This window comes from Paenibacillus graminis, assembly GCF_000758705.1.
GTDB lineage: Bacteria > Bacillota > Bacilli > Paenibacillales > Paenibacillaceae > Paenibacillus_AQ > Paenibacillus_AQ graminis.
This window is the reverse complement of sequence record NZ_CP009287.1, coordinates 6499318-6519325: the sequence shown is the minus strand read 5'-3', so window position 1 is coordinate 6519325 and position 20008 is coordinate 6499318. Positions and strand designations below refer to the sequence as shown.

Genomic DNA, 20008 nt, shown 5'->3' with positions numbered 1-20008 from the left:
CTATAGCTAAACCCAAATTATTCAAGCCAGTGTACTGAAGAGATTATAAACAAGCTCTCAGTTCACTGGCTCTTTTTCGTAATATAGGAATGCTTTCTCCAATAACCTTACTGCCAAAATCAAACTAAAACTGCTATAATTAAAGTAAATATACCATTTTCCTTTAGTGCTAGAATGAAAATGAGAGAAGATTATTGAAGGAGTCCTGTCATGAAGATCCGTAAGGCTATTATACCCGCGGCTGGTTTGGGTACACGCTTTCTGCCTGCTACCAAAGCCATGCCCAAAGAAATGCTCCCGATCGTAGACAAGCCTACCATCCAATATATTGTTGAGGAGGCCGTTGCTTCCGGCATTGAGGATATCATCATCGTAACGGGGAAAGGCAAACGGGCGATCGAAGACCATTTCGACAATTCCTTTGAGCTGGAATTTAATCTGGCGGAGAAGCAGAAATGGGAGCTCCTGGAGTCTGTGCGCAAATCCTCCGAAATGGCCGACATCCACTACATCCGCCAAAAGGAACCAAGAGGTCTGGGACACGCGATCTGGTGTGCCCGTAAATTCATCGGCAATGAGCCTTTTGCTGTACTGCTAGGGGATGATATTGTCCAAGCAGATAAGCCATGTCTTAAGCAGATGATTGAAATATACGACCAATACAAGTCGTCTATTGTCGGAGTCCAGCAGGTGCCTTGGGAGGAAGTCTCCCGCTACGGTCTGGTAGATGGTACGGAACTGGCTGAGCGGGTATATAAGGCCAACCGGCTGGTAGAGAAGCCAAAGAGAGAGGAAGCGCCGTCCAACCTCGCGATCCTGGGGCGGTATATTCTGACCCCGCGTATTTTTGATATGCTGGAGGAACAACAGGTAGGCGTTGGCGGGGAAATTCAGCTGACCGATGCCATCTCGCGCTTAAGTGAAGTGGAACGCATTATTGCTTATGATTTCGAAGGCAAACGCCATGACGTCGGCGAGAAAATGGGCTTTATCCAGACGACCATTCATTATGCCCTGCAGCATGAGGAACTCAAGGAAGGCCTGCTTGACTACCTCAAAGAGGTGATCAACAGCGAAACGCAGAAAGTGCCGAAGTAGCTAAGGTAATGCGAGCCATAAAAGAGCGCCCTGCTGAACACAGTCAGCAAGGCGCTCTTTTTTACCAGCCATTGAATCACTGCACGGATGTAATCATATATTCCTTATCTCTCGCAAAACGGTGCCATCCTTCAGAGGACGACACCGTTTTTTGTTTACCATCCTATTTATTGGTACTGAGTATTTACAATACTATCAATTTGAGCAGCTTCCGCAGGATCTGCGGCAATCAGCTTGTCATAAACTGCCTGATCCTGAGCAGCACCAGCCTTTTTCAGGGCTGCCAGATACCAGCGGGCCATCTCACGGTTAGTGGCATCCTTATAATCTTCGCTCAGGCCAAGCTTTAAGGTCTCTGAAGCGGCTTGCATCTGGCCGGACATCAGCTGGATTCTGCCTGCGTTCAGCGCAATTGCCGGAGGAATGGCAAGCGATTGGACCTGTAAGTCAGCCTGCACCTGATTATAAGCGCTAAGACCGACATTAAGGTAAGTTGTTTTACTGTTGGCATCCTGCTGGGTAAAGGCCTGCTGAGCCAGATCATAAGAGCGGGCAATGAGCGAGCTGTACCAGTTTGTATCCCATAGGGTTCCACTGTTTACGACATCCGCATAAGCATCACCAAGTCCAAGCTTGAGGGTTGCAGCGGCCTCCTCATTTTGTCCGGCCATCTGCTGCATTTTACCGGCGTTCAGGGCAATCGTTGGTGTCACCGAGAACGGCCGGCCCTGCAGCTGCTCTGGAGGCAGAGTTTTCAGATGTTCTACACCATCCGTTACATGTTTATAGGCATCCAGACCAGTGGTCAGGTACTCCTGCTTTTTGGCTTCATCTTTTTCGGCATTTGCCGCACGTGCTAACGCCTGGGAGCGGCTGATCAGAGATTCGTACCATTCAATGTCCCAATTGAACTTATCTGCGTTATCACGATAGACAGCGAATGCTAGATCATTTTGACCCTTCAAATCATACGAGGAAGCGAGTAGAGTGAGCAAAATTTTATTATTTGGTTCGTCCTTGAGCGCACGTTTCAGTACGCTGAACGCTTCGTTCAAGTACTGCTCATCTTTAGTTTGATTAAAAACCTGATGATCCATAGAAGCGAGATATGCCGCTGCTTCCGGATGGTAAGGGCGGCCTTTTAGAGTTGCCATCAAAGGTGCCTTGAGCTCCTCATAGGACTGGCTGACACCGATCAGCCGCTTGGCTTTCATTACAGAATTGCTTGAGCCGACCGCACTGACCGACAGGAAGAACATGAAGATGATACCGATAGCCAGGACTGCAAGGTAACTGTAACGTATACCTGGCTTATTCCAGTTCCGGCGCAGCGGTTTGCTGTCCATGGCGGCCCCCATTCCGGCAAGGCCGATAAACACCAGAATTCCCATAAAGGCGTAACTGAGATTAAAGTCCAGTATGCTGTGAACAAGAACCGACAAAGCAATGATGTAGAAAATAAATCCATTATCAAATTCATCTTTGTCCCGTTTAAGGTAACCACGAATGTATTTATAGAAAATGTAGCCGATAAAGCCCATGAAGACAACAAATCCGACAATTCCGACTTCGATCAAATATTGCAGGAAGAAATTATGCGCCTGGCGGCTTGTATACGGATAGTCCTGGTAGTGCTCATAGAGCGAAGCCCAGCCTCCACCCCCGGCACCAATAATGGGATAATCTTTTACGACTTTCATAGCATCTTTATAAAAAGTAATACGTTCCAGTACACTGTGCTGCTTGAAGTTAATATTCTCCAGCCGTGTCTCCATATTAGCGGGAAGAATAGAGCGTGCACTTGTCCCGATCAGCAAAAATGCGACTACGGCGACCAGTACAACGGAGAGGAGGGGGAGCCACAGCCCTGCAAGCTTGCGCGATTCCCAGCCCTCCAGTTTATTTTGCAGCCAAGGTGCCACAAAACGCTGGATTACCCACCCACACGCGGCAACAATGGCGGAGGCACCCAGCAGATAAGCCCAGCCTTTAAAAGCAGCGGAAGATGTAAAGGCCGTGCTCAGTTCAGTCCCAAGATTGGTCACCGGGCTTGCAATCGCAAGCGAGGCTAGGCCGGCAATACCTAGATGAATAATCCAAAGAATCTGCTTCACAGGCTTCAGAGACAGCAGGAGCAATACAAAGACTACAGGCAGCATAACTAATCCCCCGCGGGACAAGGTCAGCAGCAAGGAAACAATGATCGGTACGAGCATAAATCCGTGAGTCAGCGTCCCGTACCATTTTTTGGAGCGAACCAGTGCAAAGACAGCTACGAACAGAAAAGCCATCAGGAAAGCTGCATATGTATTCGCATATTGAAAAATCGAGGTCAGCCGCAGTCCGTTGGAGTCGGTCATAACCGCATCCAAATATTTACCGCCGCTCACCGTATCGGAGAACCAGCCAACCAGTCCACCGGCGAATTTCCAGGCGCCCAGCCAGTTCAGCAAGCCAAAGCCCACGATAAAATACGCAATGGCCAATACGGCATTTTGAATGACAACATTTAGTTGCTTTTGCTTCAGCAAATATAACGCTATAATGAATACTGCAATATACATACTCTGAATAAAGAGAATGTTCATCGCCATATAATGCGAAGCAGCGCCAAATAGCGACAGAGCATACGTTATCGGCAGCAGCAGCGAAGCCACAGCGAGCACGTCGCGCTGTTCCTCCAGCTTGAACTTCTTATAGTACAAGCCGATCCAGACCAGCAGCAGCAGGCCGCTAAGCAGAGAAGACACATAAATCGGCTTTTCATAGTCGATCTGCTGCCCATTAAACAATCCAACCTGAAATGGGGTCCATACTAAAAACACAATTAAAGCAACAACCAACGCCCACACCGGGCTGGATATCTTTTCAACATTTCTCGACTGTACAGCATTTTTACCGTATACTGGTTTCGACACGTTTTAATCTCCTTTTCTTGTAGGTACGTCGATATTTTAACATACGCGAAGGGTGCACGACCACATATTAACCTTAGGTAATATGTAGAGAAAGAGATGCATATAAGCTTGTAAATATATTTGGCCTAAAAACTTACTGTTTCATTAGAAACAATGAGTTCTTAGGCCAATTTCATTGGAAATCATAGCATTTTATATAGTGTAATTAATATGTGAAGTTTAAATTTGCATCCTTTAAAAGCGGTGCTGTTTCATCTTTTGCGGATAACACTGGCACAACTTCAATAGGCCACTTAATTCCTATCGAAGGATCGTTCCACAGAATTCCTCCGTCACACTCTGGAGCATACAGCTCATCACACTTATACTGTACCTCTACATTTTCGGTTAAAGTCATAAAACCATGAGCGAAGCCCTTAGGGATAAGAAGCTGCTTTTTATTATCAGCGGACAGTTCGATGCCAAACCATTGCCCATAGTTAGGACTCCCCTTGCGAATATCCACAGCGACATCAAAAATAGCTCCTTTAGTGCAGCGGACGAGCTTGCTTTGTGCTTTTGGATTTAGCTGATAATGTAGTCCGCGAAGCGTTCCTTTTGTTTCCGAGAAGGATTGATTGTCCTGTACAAAATTAAGCGAAATGCCTTGATCATTAAACTTGGTTTCACTGTAAGTCTCCATAAACCAACCCCGGTGATCTCCGAAAACTTGTGGTTCGATTACCCACACATCTTTCAACTCAGTTTCAGTGAATTTCATTGTTCTCACACTTTCTGTAATTAGTATTGAATCTTGCCAGTGGCTACTTTCATAAGATATTGCCCATAGCCCGTTTTACTCAATTTTTGCCCGCAATCCCATAGATGTTCTTTAGTGATCCATCCATTAATATATGCAATCTCTTCAAGGGCTGCAATCTTAATCCCTTGGTGATCTTCTATCGTTCTTACAAAGTTGGTGGCGTCAACTAAACTCTGATGTGTTCCCGTATCTAGCCAAGTGAAACCGCGGCCAAGAAGTTCAACATCCAACTCCCCAAGTTCGAGATAGGCTTCATTTATTGAAGTGATTTCAAGTTCCCCACGAATGGATGGCTTTACGTTTTTGGCGATTTCCACTACACGATTATCGTAAAAGTATAAACCTGTCACGGCATAGTTTGATTTAGGCTTATTTGGTTTCTCCTCTACACTGAGTACCTTGCCCTCCTCATTAAACTCAACCACGCCAAACCGCTCCGGATCTTGTACATGATAGCCGAATACAGTTGCGCCCGCATCCTTGCTGGAAGCACGCTGTAACATTTTACGAATTCCGTTTCCATAATAAATATTGTCTCCGAGAATCATTGCTACCGAATCATCACCAATGAAAGATTCACCTAAAATAAAGGCTTGTGCCAAACCGTCTGGGTTAGGTTGAATAATATATTCCAGTGTAATTCCAAACTGTGATCCATCCCCGAGTAAATTGGAAAATCTAGGGGTATCCTCGGGAGTAGAGATAATAAGGATTTCTTTAATGCCTGCTAACATTAAGGTAGACAAAGGATAATAAATCATAGGCTTGTCGTAAATTGGAAGTAACTGCTTGCTGGTGACCATGGTTAAGGGGTACAGTCTAGTTCCACTGCCACCCGCTAAGATAATGCCCTTCATTGTTTTATTCCAACTCTCCCTTTATTCTGAGTAATGATATAATGACTGATGCTGTTTATGTGGACGGTGTCGCTATAGAAAACTATACTCATTTTACTCTGAATTATTGCAGCCTGTCCATTTTTACTCAGTAATACTGTTCTCAAACAGAAAAAGTCTTTATATCTTAAGTTCCTTATAGAATTTTTACGAAGATATTTTTACATATCTGTAAACGCTATGGGACAAGCTACTGTAAACCAATCGCTTTGTGTGATAACATTAACTTGTTTTTGTTATTAGGAGGGGATAATTTAGAATGTGTTTGATTAATGAATCAGCCATTTCGTCAATTAATCCCACTTGAATTGCTGAATACATAAAAATAAAATGAAAGAATGTTATTTGACTTGGTGGTCTAATACTAAGTTATAACTAAATTAAGACTAATCAGTAGTTAGGAGAAGTACTAAAATGAAAGCAGTAAAGCGCATTCTGTTGTTAATTTGTTCAATTATTGTTTTGATGATGTCCTATCACTTTATAAACCTATACTCTAAAGAAAACGTCAAGACGTATGTTCAAATGAAAGTAAGAGCGGACGTTCCTATCAAGTTCCAACTCTTTTTTTCAAACACTAATAATGAATGGAAAGAAGAGAATTCCAGTACTATAAGTTACAACAATACTCAAAGTTGGAAAAATTTAAAATTTCTGATTCCTGAACAGAGCCGTTATATTAGACTTGATACTGGTAGCGCAAAAAATCAGGTTGATATTAAAGAGATTTTTATTCGCAGAAATACGGATGTAAAGGTAAATTTGGATAAGGCTAATCCAACGTTCAATCAATTGTCAATGAAGATTATTGACGATAAAGTGGCACGAATTTCGTTACAATCAACTGGCAATGATCCATTTCTATTTTTTGATGCAAATAAATTCATACAAGAAGCCCAATTGAAATCTAAATGGAGCTTTAATGGAACTGCTTTAACTCTGGCTTTTTTAACTGCAATTTCCGTTTATTTTATACTCAGATATATCAAAGATTCATTACGATTAATAAAAGATTTTATGAGGAATAGAGAGTTAATATTAAATTTAGCGAAAAACGACTTCAAAACAAAATATGCTTCTTCTTATCTAGGTATTTTATGGGGATTCATTAACCCTTTGTTGACTATAGCCACCTACTGGTTCGTATTTCAGATTGGACTCCGAAATGGTGATGTTGGGGATGTTCCATTTATTATCTGGTTTATCGCGGGTATCATTCCATGGTTTTTCTTCTCCGACGCTCTTTCGAGTGCAACGAATGTATTTACTGAATACAGCTATCTTGTGAAAAAAGTAGTATTTAAGATCGAATTATTACCTCTTGTCAAAATAATGTCTGCGTTTTTTGTTCAATTATTTTTTATTGTTTTTATCTTTATCGTGTATGCGGGTTATGGCCGTTTCCCAACGTTATTTAGTTTTCAATTATTATACTATTTGGTATGTTTAGTTGTACTTGCTGTTTCTATATCTTTTTTTACTTCAGCTATTTTTCTATTCTTTAGAGACTTGAATCAAATTATTGCGGTTATACTTCAAATGGGGTTTTGGTTTACGCCTATTGGATGGTCTGTAAGTATGCTCTCTGACACTTGGGCTAGAATTTTCAAACTGAATCCAATGTATTATATCGTCCAGGGTTATAGAGACTCTTTGGTCGATCATATTTTGTTTTTCAATCGTCCATATCAGACGGCTTACTTCTGGTTGTTTTGTCTCGTGATGTTTACTGTAGGTCTTAAAACATTTAAGAAACTAAAACCGCATTTTTCTGATGTGCTATAGGAGTGTTAATTAATGGACAGAATAATTGAAATTAATAATATAGTTAAGAGTTATAAACTTTACAATAAACCTGCAGATCGATTTAAAGAAGCAATACATCCTTTTAAAAAAAACTATCATAAAGAATTTGTTGCGTTAAATGGAATAACACTTTCTGTGGAAAAGGGAGATGCCATTGGGATATTAGGGAGGAATGGATCAGGCAAATCTACTTTATTAAAGATAATTACAGGGGTGTTAACTCCTACCAGCGGGACCGTAAATATTGACGGTAAAATATCAGCTATTCTAGAGTTAGGAGCAGGATTTAACCCTGAATATACAGGTAAAGAAAATATTTACCTAAATGGACTTATGATGGGATATAGCAGAGAGAAAATGGAAGAAAAAATAGATTCAGTTATAGAGTTTGCAGATATAGGTAATTTTATTGATCAGCCAGTCAAGCTCTACTCCAGCGGGATGTTTGCAAGACTGGCATTTGCAGTTTCTATAAACGTTGAACCTGATATATTAATAGTTGACGAAGCATTAGCTGTAGGAGATACCAGGTTTCAGACAAAATGTATAGATAAAATGAAAGAATTGAAAAAAAGTGGAACAACTATACTGTTTGTATCGCATGCATCTGAACAAGTTAAAAGATTTTGTAATAAAGCTGTTTGGATTAAAGATGGAAAGGTTGCAGCTCAAGGCGACTCTAGTGAAATCGTAGACTTATACGAAGACTTCATGAGAAACGATGTGGAAATAGCGGAAAGGGAAATTGAAAATCAATTACCAGAGGCTGTTCTTCAAATGGATTCGGATTTTGTTTTGCCCGCGAATCCAGATGTGTTAGGACTTATCACGGATGTTAAAATTAATAAAACTTCATTTAGGACATTTGAAGAAGTAATAGTAGAGATAGAATATGAGATCTACGAAGAGATAATAGAAGATTTATTATTAGGTGCGGCTATTTATACTCCGAACCGTGATTATATATTTGGTCCTAATACATTTTTGGAAAAAGTTTCTATACCAAATAGATTGGGCAGACATAAAGTGAATTATTGTATACCTCAACTCCCTCTACTTGGGGGTACATTTTGTTTAGATGTAGGACTTTTTAACAACGAAGGAATTGTTAATATTCATTATAAAGAAAATGCAGTATCTTTTGTTATCACCAATAAGTATTTTTCCGAAGGGTTAGTATACATTAAGCATAACTGGGAGGTGCTCAAATGATTGATATTCTCTTTGATCAATATCAACGGTATAACAACGTTACAAATATAATTAACTCTTTGAGAAGTAGTGGTCAGACATTCAACATTTTAGAAGTAGGAGCTAATGAACATCAGAATTTGGAGAAATTTTTGCCACTTGATCAAATAACTTATCTTGATATCCAACTGCCAGATAGTTTAAAGGACAATCCTAAGTATATTTTAGGGGATGCAACAGCAATGGGTTTTTCAGATGGATATTATGATATTGTTGTTGCACTGGATGTGTTTGAGCATATTGCTGAAGAAAATCGAGAGAAGTTTATAAGTGAAATTCACAGAGTGAGTTCTGAATTTTTTGTGATTACTGCCCCTTTTCATTCAAGTGAAGTTGTTGAAGCAGAAAGAAGAGTAAATGCTGTTTACAAGTCTATTTTCAATAAGGATTTCATCTGGTTGGAAGAACATATGGTTAATGGATTGCCAGATTTGAAAAAACTTTCAGCTTATTTGGATTCGAGAGGCATCAACTATACGATAATGAGCCACGGGAGTTTGGAAATATGGGAAAAAATGATGACAATCCATTTTATTGCTGCACAAAATTCCAGATTAGGTATATACAGAAATGAAATAGATAGATTCTATAATCAATACATGTTCGATAATGATTTTGTGGACAATTCGTATAGGAAGATTTGTATTGGCACTACAAAAAGAGATTTAATCTCACTCCCCTCAATTGAAACGAATGAGCAACTCAGAAAACAGCATTCTTTTATGCTGGAGATTTTAGAAGAACGTTTTTATGTGCTAGCTAATCTTAATATTAGTGAGGATGATAATGCGCCAAAAGATTTTGTGCAGATTTTTATGGATGAAGGAAATGGTTACTCAGAATTAAACAGTATTAAAGTTGAACTGCAAAATAATAGACAGCATATTAATATAGAATTTGAGCCTGGTATGATCAAAGCGCTACGAATAGATCCTTCAAATTATACGGGGACATTCGAAATTAATAACATTCGTTTAACGGCTACCCATGGTGATCTTATTTCTATGGAAGAATTCTCAATGAATGGAAACTGGAATTTGAGATTTGAAGATACATTTGTTTTTTTTAACGACGACCCATTTGTTATATTGAATTTTGCTTCACAATTATCCGTGAAAAGTTTAAGTTTCGATCTTATTTCTTTATCAAAAGAAGAGGCTCTTATTTCTGCAATAGGACATTTTGATAAGCAATTGGCGAAAGCTAAATTAAAAGATGAGGCTAATATGAAGGAGATACATGCAGTAAGAGAACTATTAAAGGAAGCCAAAGAAAAAGAAGAGAATATTGAGGGGGAAATGCAACTAATCAGTGAACAATCTTCAAAACGTATAGATATATTAGAAAGTGAAAATAAAGATCTGATGTCTACAATTAATAATTACGAGCGTTCTAATATTTTATATCAAGAAAAGACAGAAGAATTACATCAGAAACTGATTAAGATACAACAATCCAATGAAAATTATAATAATGAACTAAATGCTATTTATTCGTCCAAGGGTTGGATATACTTAACAAAGCTCAAAAAAATTTTCGGGAAATAAAACTGGGGAATAATAAGAAAGTAGGTGCACTTTTTGTTTTATAGCATAAAAAAATTCTTTTACTTAATAATCGGTACATTTGGATTTAGAAGTAAATTGAACTTGATACCCACAAATGACTTGTTTGGTAATAAAAAGCAGTGGTCCTCGGTGGGGTCAGACCCTTATTTTATTGTGGAGGGTACTGTTATTAGCGGTTGGAATGAATTGTTTTGGGAGTCTGTCTCTGAGGAGAATATCCCGCTTAAGATTTACTGGGATAATGGGGATGGGTTCAGTGAGGATAGAAGTGCTGTAATTGGAGAGATTTCAGAAGGGAAAAATAAAAAAAAATTATTAATCTATATTGCTGACGATACTAAAAAAATCAGAATAGATCCTGGTGAAAAAGAAGTGAATTTTACATTCGGAAATTTGAAAATTCGTAAAGTAAGCAGACTTTCCGTTTTTATAAGTGCCATAAAGAAATATAGTTCGCAAAGGGGGCTGAGTGTAAGACAGTCTGGAGATATATTGAGAAAAGCAATTAAGATTTATAGAATTCGAGGTATGAAAGCGTTATGGGTAATTGCTAAACAAAACATTGGTCAATATAGTAGTAGTGTGGATGACTACAAAGTATGGATTGAAAATAACGCCTTAAATGATAAAGATGTGCTAGTTATAAAAGAAAGAATTAAATCGTTGAGTTACAAACCATTAATATCTGTCATTGTCCCAGTATATAATGTTGACGAAATTTGGTTAAGAAAATGTGTTGATTCAGTTATTGATCAGTATTATCCTAATTGGGAATTGTGTATTTCTGATGATGCATCTACCAAGACATATATTAAGAGAGTGCTAGAAGAGTATGTTGAACTTGATCCGCGAATCAAAGTGATTTTCAGAAATGAAAATGGTCATATCTCAAAATCATCAAACTCTGCTCTTGAAATAGCAGAAGGAGAGTATATTGCTCTGCTTGATCATGATGATGAACTAGCATTAAATGCATTGTATGAAAATGTATTATTACTAAACAGCTTCCCTGAAGCAGATATAATTTATAGCGATGAAGATAAACTCTCTGTAAAAGGCGATCGTTTTGATCCCTTTTTTAAGCCGGATTGGTCCCCCGACTTATTGTTATCCCAAATGTATACTTGCCACCTATCACTTTATCGTAAAAGTTTGGTAGACCAAGTGGGGGGATTTCGCGTCGGTTATGAGGGGAGTCAAGATTTTGACCTTATGTTAAGAATTTCAGAGCTCACAAGTAATATTTATCATATTCCTAAAATTCTCTATCATTGGCGGGCGATTCAAAGTTCGACGGCCTCCAGTGGCTCTTCTAAAGATTATACTCATATGGCTGGACTAAAAGCTGTGCAGGATGCGATAGAGAGAAGAGGGTATGATGCCGAAGTGGAGTCTATTGATGATCATTCAAATGTATATCTAACAAGATTTAAACCAACAGGAAATCCTAAGGTTTCTATTATTATTCCTTCAAAAAATAATTTCGAAATAGTAAAGAATTGTATAGACTCTATTTTTAATAAAACGAAGTATTCAAACTTTGAGATTATTATTATCGATAACGGAAGTAATGATCCGGCAGTACATGAGTTGTATCGATATTGGACCGACTTGGAAAAAGAGAGATTTAAAATGTTTGTTTTAGACATCCCCTTTAATTATTCTAGTTTGAATAACTTTGGTGTTTCCAAGGCTGATGGTGATTTATTGCTATTATTGAACAATGATGTTGAAATCATTACAGAAGAGTGGCTGGATGAAATGGTAGGACAAGCCATTCGTCCTCAGATAGGAGCGGTTGGAGCTTGTCTGTACTATCCAGATAATACATTACAGCATGGTGGTGTAATACTGGGAATTGGTGGCGTTGCGGGTCATAGTCATAAATATTTCCCGTCAGAACATACGGGTTACTTTCGCAGGTTGAAAATCGTTTCAAATTATACGGCTGTTACTGCTGCGTGTTTAATGATAAAAAAAGATATCTTCCTTGCAGTAGGTGGCTTAGAAGAGGACTTACAAGTAGCTTTTAACGACGTGGATTTTTGTCTAAAAGTATGGAGCGCTGGATATAGAAATCTTTGGTTACCTCATGTTAAACTATACCATTATGAATCAAAAAGTAGAGGACATGAGGATACTCCAGAGAAGCAGGAGCGTTTTTTAAAAGAGATTAATTTTATGAAGAAAAAATGGTCTCACTTATTAGAGAATGATCCTGCCTACAGTCCTCACTTGACAAGGATTAAAGAGGATTTTTCTATTGGAGAACCAGTAGTGAGGAATAGATAATGTTAGGATACTGAATTTTTGTATAGAATATTTAATATTCACAAATATAAAATGAATCACTAAGGAGTTAAATGATGAATGAAATAAAGACGGGAAATAGTCCGATGAGAGAGGAACTTTTTTCTATATTACATTTTTTCAAGAACAACATGTTTCTTGTTTATATATCTGTTTTTGTTTCATTATTTGCTTATGGGTTTTCTATGACACATTTTACACTATCGATTGACGAAGAGATTGCTTTGACCCTTGGTGATCAGTACAATTGGAGCAATCAAGGGCGGTTTGGCATAGATATCTTAAAAACACTTTTTAACTTTTGGAATACAAATTCTATAACTAGTACATTTCTAGCTGTGTCATTATTTTCTTTATCCGGAATATTATGGGCATATTCTTTTTCTAGCATAACTCCTCGAAAAGAGGGAAAATATATTCCTGGCAGTATAGTTATTCTGCTTTTTCTCACTTTTCCGGCTCTAAGCGAGAATATTGGTTTTTCGATGATGAGTTTTGAATTAGGCATAGGCTGGATAATTATTGCTCTCGCATCAATTTTTATTTCTAGATGGGCGATCTCTTCTAATAATAGTAAATTATTTTTACTGCTTGGAGTAATTTTTGTTTCATTCGCAACCTCCATATACCAAGCTTTTCTGTCTGTATTTATCATCGGGTGTTTCATACAACTAATTATATATATATTACACTTAGAAGAATCAAAAACTAAATTAAATCTTAAGTTGTATTTCTATATTTTGGTTAAAATAACACTGGTTTCAGGAGTGAGTTTAGCATTATATAAAATTGCAGATAAAATTGTTCAACTCTTTATACCCTCTTCGGGATATATAGAAAACTTCATAATGTGGGGTAAGAAACCTACCAGTGAAATAATTCTAGGTTTATTATCCTCGTTTTCAAAATTGTTGAGTGGAGAACTGATTTATGGTTCGAAAATGCTTTTACCAAGTATGTTTATTAGTCTTTTTTTAATTGCTTATTTCTTGGTTAAGTTTTTGATAAATAAGGACAGAGGAAATGCTGGCATTCTCGTTTTCACTTTAATTGGTTATTGCTTGATTCCCTTCTTAATCTACTTTATTTCGGGATCTCCTGTTCCAGTAAGAGGAAACCTTGTTTGGCCTTTATTTACATCTTCTGCATGTTTATTTTTGTTTATGCTTGTTAGAAAAGTTCAATATCGAATGTTTATAATTTTTGTAATATGTATAATCTCTTTCTACCAAGCAAACTCTATCGCACAATTATTTTATAGTGATTACCAAAGGTATGAAGATGATGTGAAACTTGCTAATCAAATTGGGTATGCAATCACAAATATGGATTTAGGAGAAACCCCCCCATTTCCTGTTGTGTATGTGGGCAAACATGAGCAAGAAATAAGGAATGGAATCATTAAACAAGAAGTACTGGGATATTCTTTTTTTGAGTGGGATGGGGGAAATCAACTCAGAATTGGAGACTTCATGCAATCATTGGGTTATATGTACATATCTCCAAGCGAGGTGCAGAAGGAGAGGGCTAAGCAGATAGCTGCCTCTATGCCGATGTGGCCACATAAGGGATCTATCGCTTTAAAAGAGGATATGATAATAGTTAATTTTTCGGGTAGCACAGGAAAACCTCTATTGAAAATTTCAGAAATACAACCGTTTGGTGAGAAATATAAGTCTAATAAACTAGCAATAAGCTCTGTGAACTTTGACACACATAATGTTGAATTAGCAAAGAAGACAACTGGAACACTTGGTGCTTTCTCTAGAGGCGAGGATCCTTACTTTTCCTTTCCTACTGCACCACATGCCCAAAATCAGTCGTATAAATTCGTGAAAATAGAATTCAGTTCTGATATTGAAGGAAACCTGCAACTTTTTTTACTTCCACCCAATGGAGAATATAGTGAAGTGTTAAGCGGAACTCAAAATATTCGGTCTGGTGAAAATGTTATATACTGTACAATCCCAGATGCAATCACAGAGATTAGTGCAGTTAGAATTGATCCTCCAGATAATTCAGTACTAAATATTAAAAATATTGAACTTATTTTTTAAGAATTCCCCAAAAAACTGTTAACTTTTAAAAGACTCCCTTTCCTAAGAATGGGAGTCTTTTAAAAAATATTAGTTTGTTGTGCCTACAAGTTCCTTTATTTCTTTGTTTCTTTGATCCGGCAAATTAAGAGTAGACTTCTCAATAAAATACTTAGGACGAGCCTTTACTTCTCTGTAAATTTTTCCTATATACTCACCTATAAAGCCTAAAGCAACAAGCTGAATACCACCTATAAACCATATAGATATCATTAATGAAGACCAACCAGAAGACGTATGGCCCAAAAACTTATTGATTAAAATATAAATGGCCATAAAAAAACTAAAAAGAAACATTAAAAAGCCTATAGCAGAAATTAGACGAATTGGAGTTACACTAAAAGAGGTTATTCCATCAAACGCAAATGCTAACATTTTCTTTAAAGGATATTTAGATTCTCCGGCAAACCGTTCATTTCGATCGTAATATACTTCAGTAGATTTATAACCAATAAGCGGAATGAGTCCTCTTAAAAAGAGGTTGACTTCTTTGAACTCTCCTAAATGTTCTAAAACCCGCTTGCTCATTAATCGATAGTCAGCATGGTTATAGATAATGTTAACTCCCATAGAATTCATTAACTTATAGAAGCCTTGGGCAGTAGTCCGTTTAAAAAAAGTATCGGTTGACCTACCTCTTCTAACACCATAAACGATATCATTCCCATTATTAAACTCTTCAATGAATTTGGGGATTACAGCTAGGTCGTCCTGAAGGTCGGCATCTATAGAGATAACACAATCAGAAAAATCCTTTGCATAATTCAATCCAGCTAAAAGGGCGTTCTGATGACCAGCATTTCGAGCTAATTTCAGTCCCTGTACATACTTATTGAATATATTTGCTTCCTCAATAATACCCCACGTTTTGTCACGACTACCATCATCTACAAATATAATCTTGCTGTCACTATGGATATTTTTATATTTTACTAACTCATCTAAAATAAGCGTTAGACGTTTAATAGTTTCAGGTAGTACATCCTCCTCATTAAAACAGGGGATTACGAGTGCCAAAGTAATTGGTGTAACACTTTTTCTTTCCAAAAGATTATCGCTCCTTCTCTTCCTATTCAGATATTGCTTGCTAAGTATATATTAACATTCAACTAAATGTAATTGTATAATTGAATATAGTATTATAGTGATTTTCGGTATATTGGTTTTCAATAGATGCTGGTCACCCTTCCTTAGCAATAAACTTTATAAGACCATCCGTAAAATAGGAAGTGTAGAAGGGATCGTTAAAAGCTATGATCAAATAAGAATTATGAAGTGAAATAAATTTCTTTAATGAAAACTAATATTATTATTCTATTTACTTGTATTTTAAGTCTATTCCTCATTCTATTTAATCTTACTTTGGCCTCCTTTATTTGACAAGTTAAATGGTTTGGTAAATGTTATAAATTGAACGTGATGGATAAAGCAATTTATTACTAAAAAATAATTTTTCTTTTAAGCTCTGGTGTATCCTGCATTTCATTGATATACTAACTTTGCATGTATATTTTTATAACAAAATAAATTTATAATTTATTGTTGGGATTCTGGATCCCCACCCAAGTCTTATACAAAGTGGACGAATATTATTCCCCTGAGAATGACCGCGGCATATTATGGAGTGATCCGGCGCTTGGCATTGATTGGCCGGCGTCTGGTCCGGTGTTGTCGGATAAAGATCAGCGTCATCCGCTGTTGAAGGATGCGGAACTGAATTTTGAACAGTAATGGACACCAAGCCCATTTATTAATATAGCGATACTATGGGCATTATATTTCAATGAATAAAAGGTGGGTACACACATGAAACTGCTAGTTACCGGCGGAGCCGGCTTCATCGGCAGCAACTTTGTAATTTACATGCTGCAGCAGCACCCGGATTACCAAATTTTGAATGTGGATGCTTTGACGTATGCAGGCAATCTGGAGAATTTGAAGTCGATTGAGAATCATCCGAATTATACTTTTGCCAAGGCTGATATTACTGATGTACAGGCGATGGATGCGCTGTTCAGCCAAGGTGTTGATGTGGTGGTCAACTTTGCGGCGGAGTCGCATGTGGACCGGAGTATTTTGGAGCCGGATGTGTTTGTGAAGACGAATGTACTGGGGACGCAAGTGCTTTTGGATGCGGCGAAAAAATATAGCGTTACCAAGTTTGTCCAGGTATCCACGGATGAAGTATATGGAACGCTTGGTGCGACGGGCCTGTTCACGGAAGAAACGCCGCTTACTCCGAACAGTCCATATTCCGCCAGCAAGGCGGGCGGGGATCTGCTGGTGCGTGCTTATCATGAGACCTTTGGTCTGCCAGTGAATATCACCCGCTGCTCGAATAACTACGGTCCCTACCAGTTCCCTGAGAAGCTGATTCCGCTGATGATTTCACGGGCGCTGGCGGATCAGGCGCTGCCGGTCTACGGTGATGGAATGAATATCCGCGACTGGCTGTATGTTGAGGACCATTGCAGTGCAATTGATCTGGTGATTCATGAAGGTGTGAATGGCGAGGTGTACAACATTGGCGGAAATAATGAGCGCACGAATGTGCACATTGTGAACACGGTGCTGAAGGAGCTGGGCAAACCAGATTCGCTGATTACCTATGTTCAGGACCGTCCTGGGCATGACCGCCGCTATGGCATTGATCCAACGAAAATCACGAGAGAGCTGGGCTGGAAGCCTAAGCACACTTTTGAAACGGGGATTAAGGAAACGATTCAGTGGTATCTGAATAACCAGGAATGGTGGACCCGCATACAATCCGGTGAATACCAGAAATATGCTGAGCTCCAGTACGGCAGCCGTCTGGGGGATTCTCTGTAATGCCAAAGATGAAGGTGCTTGTTACAGGCTCAGCCGGGCAGTTGGGGCAGGATTTGGTGCTTTTGCTTCAAGCACAGGGTCATGAGGTTCTGGGCTGCGACCGCCAGGAGATGGATATTACTGATCTGGATCAATGTGTGGAGATCATTGGTGGATTCGCACCGGATGCTGTCATTCACTGTGCCGCTCATACTGCGGTAGATGTTGCTGAGACAGACATCGATGCTGCTTACCTGATTAATGCCACTGGAAGCCGGAATGTGGCGCTTGCTGCTGAGAAGGCAGGGGCGAAGCTGGCGTACATCAGTACAGATTATGTTTTTGACGGTATGGGCACCAAGCCATATCACGAGTATGACAACACAGATCCGCAGAGCATTTACGGCAAGTCAAAGCGTGCCGGAGAAGTCTTGGTACAGTCTCTGTCCTCCAAGTTCTTCATTGTGCGTACTTCCTGGGTATATGGCAAGTATGGCAACAACTTTGTGAAAACTATGCTGAAGCTGGGACAGGAGAAGCCGCTGCTGCAGGTAGTAGATGACCAAAAAGGTTCACCTACTTACACCGTTGATTTAGCCAATTTTCTGCTTGAGCTGATTCAGACTGAGAAGTATGGCGTATACCATGCCTCGAATACGGAGTCCTGTACGTGGTATGAGTTCACACAGGCGATCTTCGCTGAAGCAGAGGATATCCTGGGGCTGAAGTTCACCGCAAAGCTGGAGCCATGTGCGACGGAGCAATTTCCACGGCCGGCGCCGCGTCCACGTTATTCGGTAATGGAGCACCTGGCCATCCGCACGAACGGCTTTCAGGATATACGTCCGTGGCGTGAAGGACTGAGAGACTTTTTGCTTGAGCTGAAGTAACTGAAGCTAGAACGAAGTAATTACCATCACAAATGATTCTGCAGGCTCCTGACTCGCAACTAGCGGGTTGGGAGTTTTTTGTGGGCGTATGTATTACTCAAGAAGAGGCTCGGCCCCCGCAGAGAATGAAAAATATCATCCGAGTTGTAGCAATGAATCAGGGGATATTCTCCCGTAGGACGGCGTAGCCGCTTGTTCGTGTTTTCGGTATAATGAGGAGGATGTTAGAAGCCGGAATTCGAGGATACTGAGGATACTTATGAATAACTATATTAACAACAAAACAGTAAGCGTACATATCGTTACTTATAACAGCGCCGATGACATTGCGGATTGTCTGGCGGCAGTGTATGCCCAGGAATACCCCGTAGAGCAGATCGTCGTCGTAGACAATGCCTCTGCAGATGGCTGTGCGGGCAAGGTGAGAGCGTTCAGCGATACACCCGCCGCGCAAGCCCATTCATCTCAGCAGCAGGAGGCGGGTGCGGAGGGGACCCTGAAACCGGGTGTACCATTTGCTTTAATGACTCTTTTGCAAAATCCCACCAACACCGGCTTCGCCCCCGCTCACAATCAAGCCATATCCGCTACGGATACAGATTATGTGCTGGTCCTTAACCCGGATCTGACGCTGGAACCTGATTATATCTCCCTCCTGATCGCGAGGATGGAGGCCGATCCCCGGATTGGCAGTGCCACAGGCAAGCTTTTGTTAAAAGCGGACCACTCCCTCGTAGACAGTACAGGACTGAGGATGAACAGGGCACGTCGGGCGTTTGACCGCGGTGCGGGAGAGCCTGCTGCGCAGTGGCCGGAATCAGGGATAGTGTTTGGAGTGTCTGGTGCGGCTGCGATGTATTCCCGGCGGATGATTGAGGATATCAGCGTGAATGGCGAGTTTTTTGATGCGGATTTTTTTGCGTATAAGGAAGATGTGGATGTGGCATGGCGGGCAGAGCTATTTGGCTGGCTGGCTTACTATGATGCAGAGGCGGTCGGCTACCATGAGCGGGGCTGGAAAACGTCGGTCCGGGACAGCAAGCCGATGTTCATCCGGAGAATATCCTATATTAACCGTTATAAAATGATCTATAAAAACGAGCCTGCGCACACGTTGTTTTCGACCCTACTCTATTCTCTGCCTTACGAGGTCGCAGCGCATGGATACATGCTATTAAAAGAACCAAAGTTAATTAAAGCTTGGAGCTCATTTTTTGCACAAAGAAGGAATCTAAAGGAAAAACGGAAGTATATTCAAGCGAAGGTTAAGAGCCTTAGAGCCGGCAAGACTAGTCACGGTATATAAATAGGCAGATGGAAGAGTATTTTAGAAGTTAATGTGAACAGCAGTGACAAGCAGGAAGTTTGGAGGCGGCTAGCGGCCAGGAAGACCAAACATTGTCTGGAGTAGCTACTAATCCCAAAATAGAAAAGTCACAAGTTCAGTTTATATAGTACAATCTTGCGTTTAGCATATATAGTTTCTTAACAGATACCTCTACAAAAACCTCCCAAACAGGCGACGCCTATCAAGGAGGTTTTTGTGTTATAATAGTTGTCGGTAG

At 39.7% G+C, this 20008-nt stretch carries 13 protein-coding genes and 1 pseudogene; 10 read left to right on the top strand and 4 right to left on the bottom strand.

All coding sequences use genetic code 11. The annotated features are described in order from the left end of the window. The first annotated feature begins 210 nt into the window (after positions 1-210). Positions 211-1098: a UTP--glucose-1-phosphate uridylyltransferase GalU gene (galU, locus tag PGRAT_RS28295; protein ID WP_025707531.1), complete on the top strand. Its 888-nt coding sequence runs from the start codon at positions 211-213 to the stop codon at positions 1096-1098. A gap of 167 nt (positions 1099-1265) precedes the next feature. On the opposite strand, the gene PGRAT_RS28290 is transcribed toward galU, so the two are convergent. From PGRAT_RS28290 to rfbA, 3 genes are all read right to left on the bottom strand, one after another. Continuing rightward, complete coding sequence (locus tag PGRAT_RS28290) at positions 1266-4016, bottom strand: O-antigen ligase family protein (protein ID WP_025707532.1); 2751 nt, start codon at positions 4014-4016, stop codon at positions 1266-1268. A gap of 205 nt (positions 4017-4221) precedes the next feature. Then, positions 4222-4776, bottom strand: coding sequence for a dTDP-4-dehydrorhamnose 3,5-epimerase (gene rfbC, locus PGRAT_RS28285; protein WP_025707533.1), 555 nt, complete (start codon positions 4774-4776; stop codon positions 4222-4224). Positions 4777-4796: 20 nt separating this feature from the next. Next, the gene (gene rfbA / locus PGRAT_RS28280) at positions 4797-5675 is read right to left on the bottom strand and encodes a glucose-1-phosphate thymidylyltransferase RfbA (RefSeq protein WP_025707534.1); all 879 of its coding nucleotides are present in this window, start codon (positions 5673-5675) and stop codon (positions 4797-4799) included. A 453-nt stretch (positions 5676-6128) separates the two neighbouring features. On the opposite strand from rfbA, the gene PGRAT_RS34125 reads away from it, so the two are divergent. The 5 genes from PGRAT_RS34125 to PGRAT_RS28255 all read left to right on the top strand — a co-directional run bounded on the left by PGRAT_RS34125 (position 6129) and on the right by PGRAT_RS28255 (position 14706). Continuing rightward, complete coding sequence (locus tag PGRAT_RS34125; RefSeq protein ID WP_036706072.1) at positions 6129-7499, top strand: ABC transporter permease; 1371 nt, start codon at positions 6129-6131, stop codon at positions 7497-7499. Positions 7500-7511: 12 nt separating this feature from the next. Continuing rightward, entirely contained in the window at positions 7512-8732 is a 1221-nt protein-coding gene (locus PGRAT_RS28270) for an ABC transporter ATP-binding protein (protein WP_025707536.1), read from the top strand. Next, entirely contained in the window at positions 8729-10318 is a 1590-nt protein-coding gene (locus PGRAT_RS28265; RefSeq protein WP_025707537.1) for a class I SAM-dependent methyltransferase, read from the top strand. The genes PGRAT_RS28270 and PGRAT_RS28265 overlap by 4 nt, the downstream gene beginning before the upstream one ends. 24 nt (positions 10319-10342) lie before the next feature. Beyond that, positions 10343-12631 carry a glycosyltransferase family 2 protein gene (locus tag PGRAT_RS28260; protein ID WP_425311807.1) on the top strand — a complete coding sequence of 763 codons (2289 nt, stop codon included), beginning with the start codon at positions 10343-10345 and terminating at the stop codon, positions 12629-12631. Between the two features lie 74 nt (positions 12632-12705). After that, positions 12706-14706 carry a glucosyltransferase domain-containing protein gene (locus tag PGRAT_RS28255; RefSeq protein ID WP_025707539.1) on the top strand — a complete coding sequence of 667 codons (2001 nt, stop codon included), beginning with the start codon at positions 12706-12708 and terminating at the stop codon, positions 14704-14706. A gap of 69 nt (positions 14707-14775) precedes the next feature. Here the strand turns inward: PGRAT_RS28255 and PGRAT_RS28250 are convergent, their stop codons facing one another. Further along, entirely contained in the window at positions 14776-15792 is a 1017-nt protein-coding gene (locus tag PGRAT_RS28250; protein WP_025707540.1) for a glycosyltransferase family 2 protein, read from the bottom strand. A 513-nt stretch (positions 15793-16305) separates the two neighbouring features. Between PGRAT_RS28250 and PGRAT_RS32865 the strand changes: the two are divergent. From PGRAT_RS32865 to PGRAT_RS28235, 4 genes and pseudogenes are all read left to right on the top strand, one after another. Next, positions 16306-16476 (top strand): annotated as a pseudogene (locus tag PGRAT_RS32865) (dTDP-4-dehydrorhamnose 3,5-epimerase family protein); the annotation flags it as partial. Positions 16477-16551: 75 nt separating this feature from the next. Continuing rightward, a complete protein-coding gene (rfbB, locus tag PGRAT_RS28245; protein WP_025707541.1) occupies positions 16552-17574 on the top strand; it encodes a dTDP-glucose 4,6-dehydratase in 1023 nt (340 codons plus the stop codon). Positions 17575-17582: 8 nt separating this feature from the next. Beyond that, entirely contained in the window at positions 17583-18443 is an 861-nt protein-coding gene (gene rfbD / locus PGRAT_RS28240) for a dTDP-4-dehydrorhamnose reductase (protein WP_025707542.1), read from the top strand. A gap of 259 nt (positions 18444-18702) precedes the next feature. Continuing rightward, entirely contained in the window at positions 18703-19749 is a 1047-nt protein-coding gene (locus PGRAT_RS28235) for a glycosyltransferase family 2 protein (RefSeq protein WP_025707543.1), read from the top strand. The last annotated feature ends 259 nt before the right edge of the window (positions 19750-20008 follow it).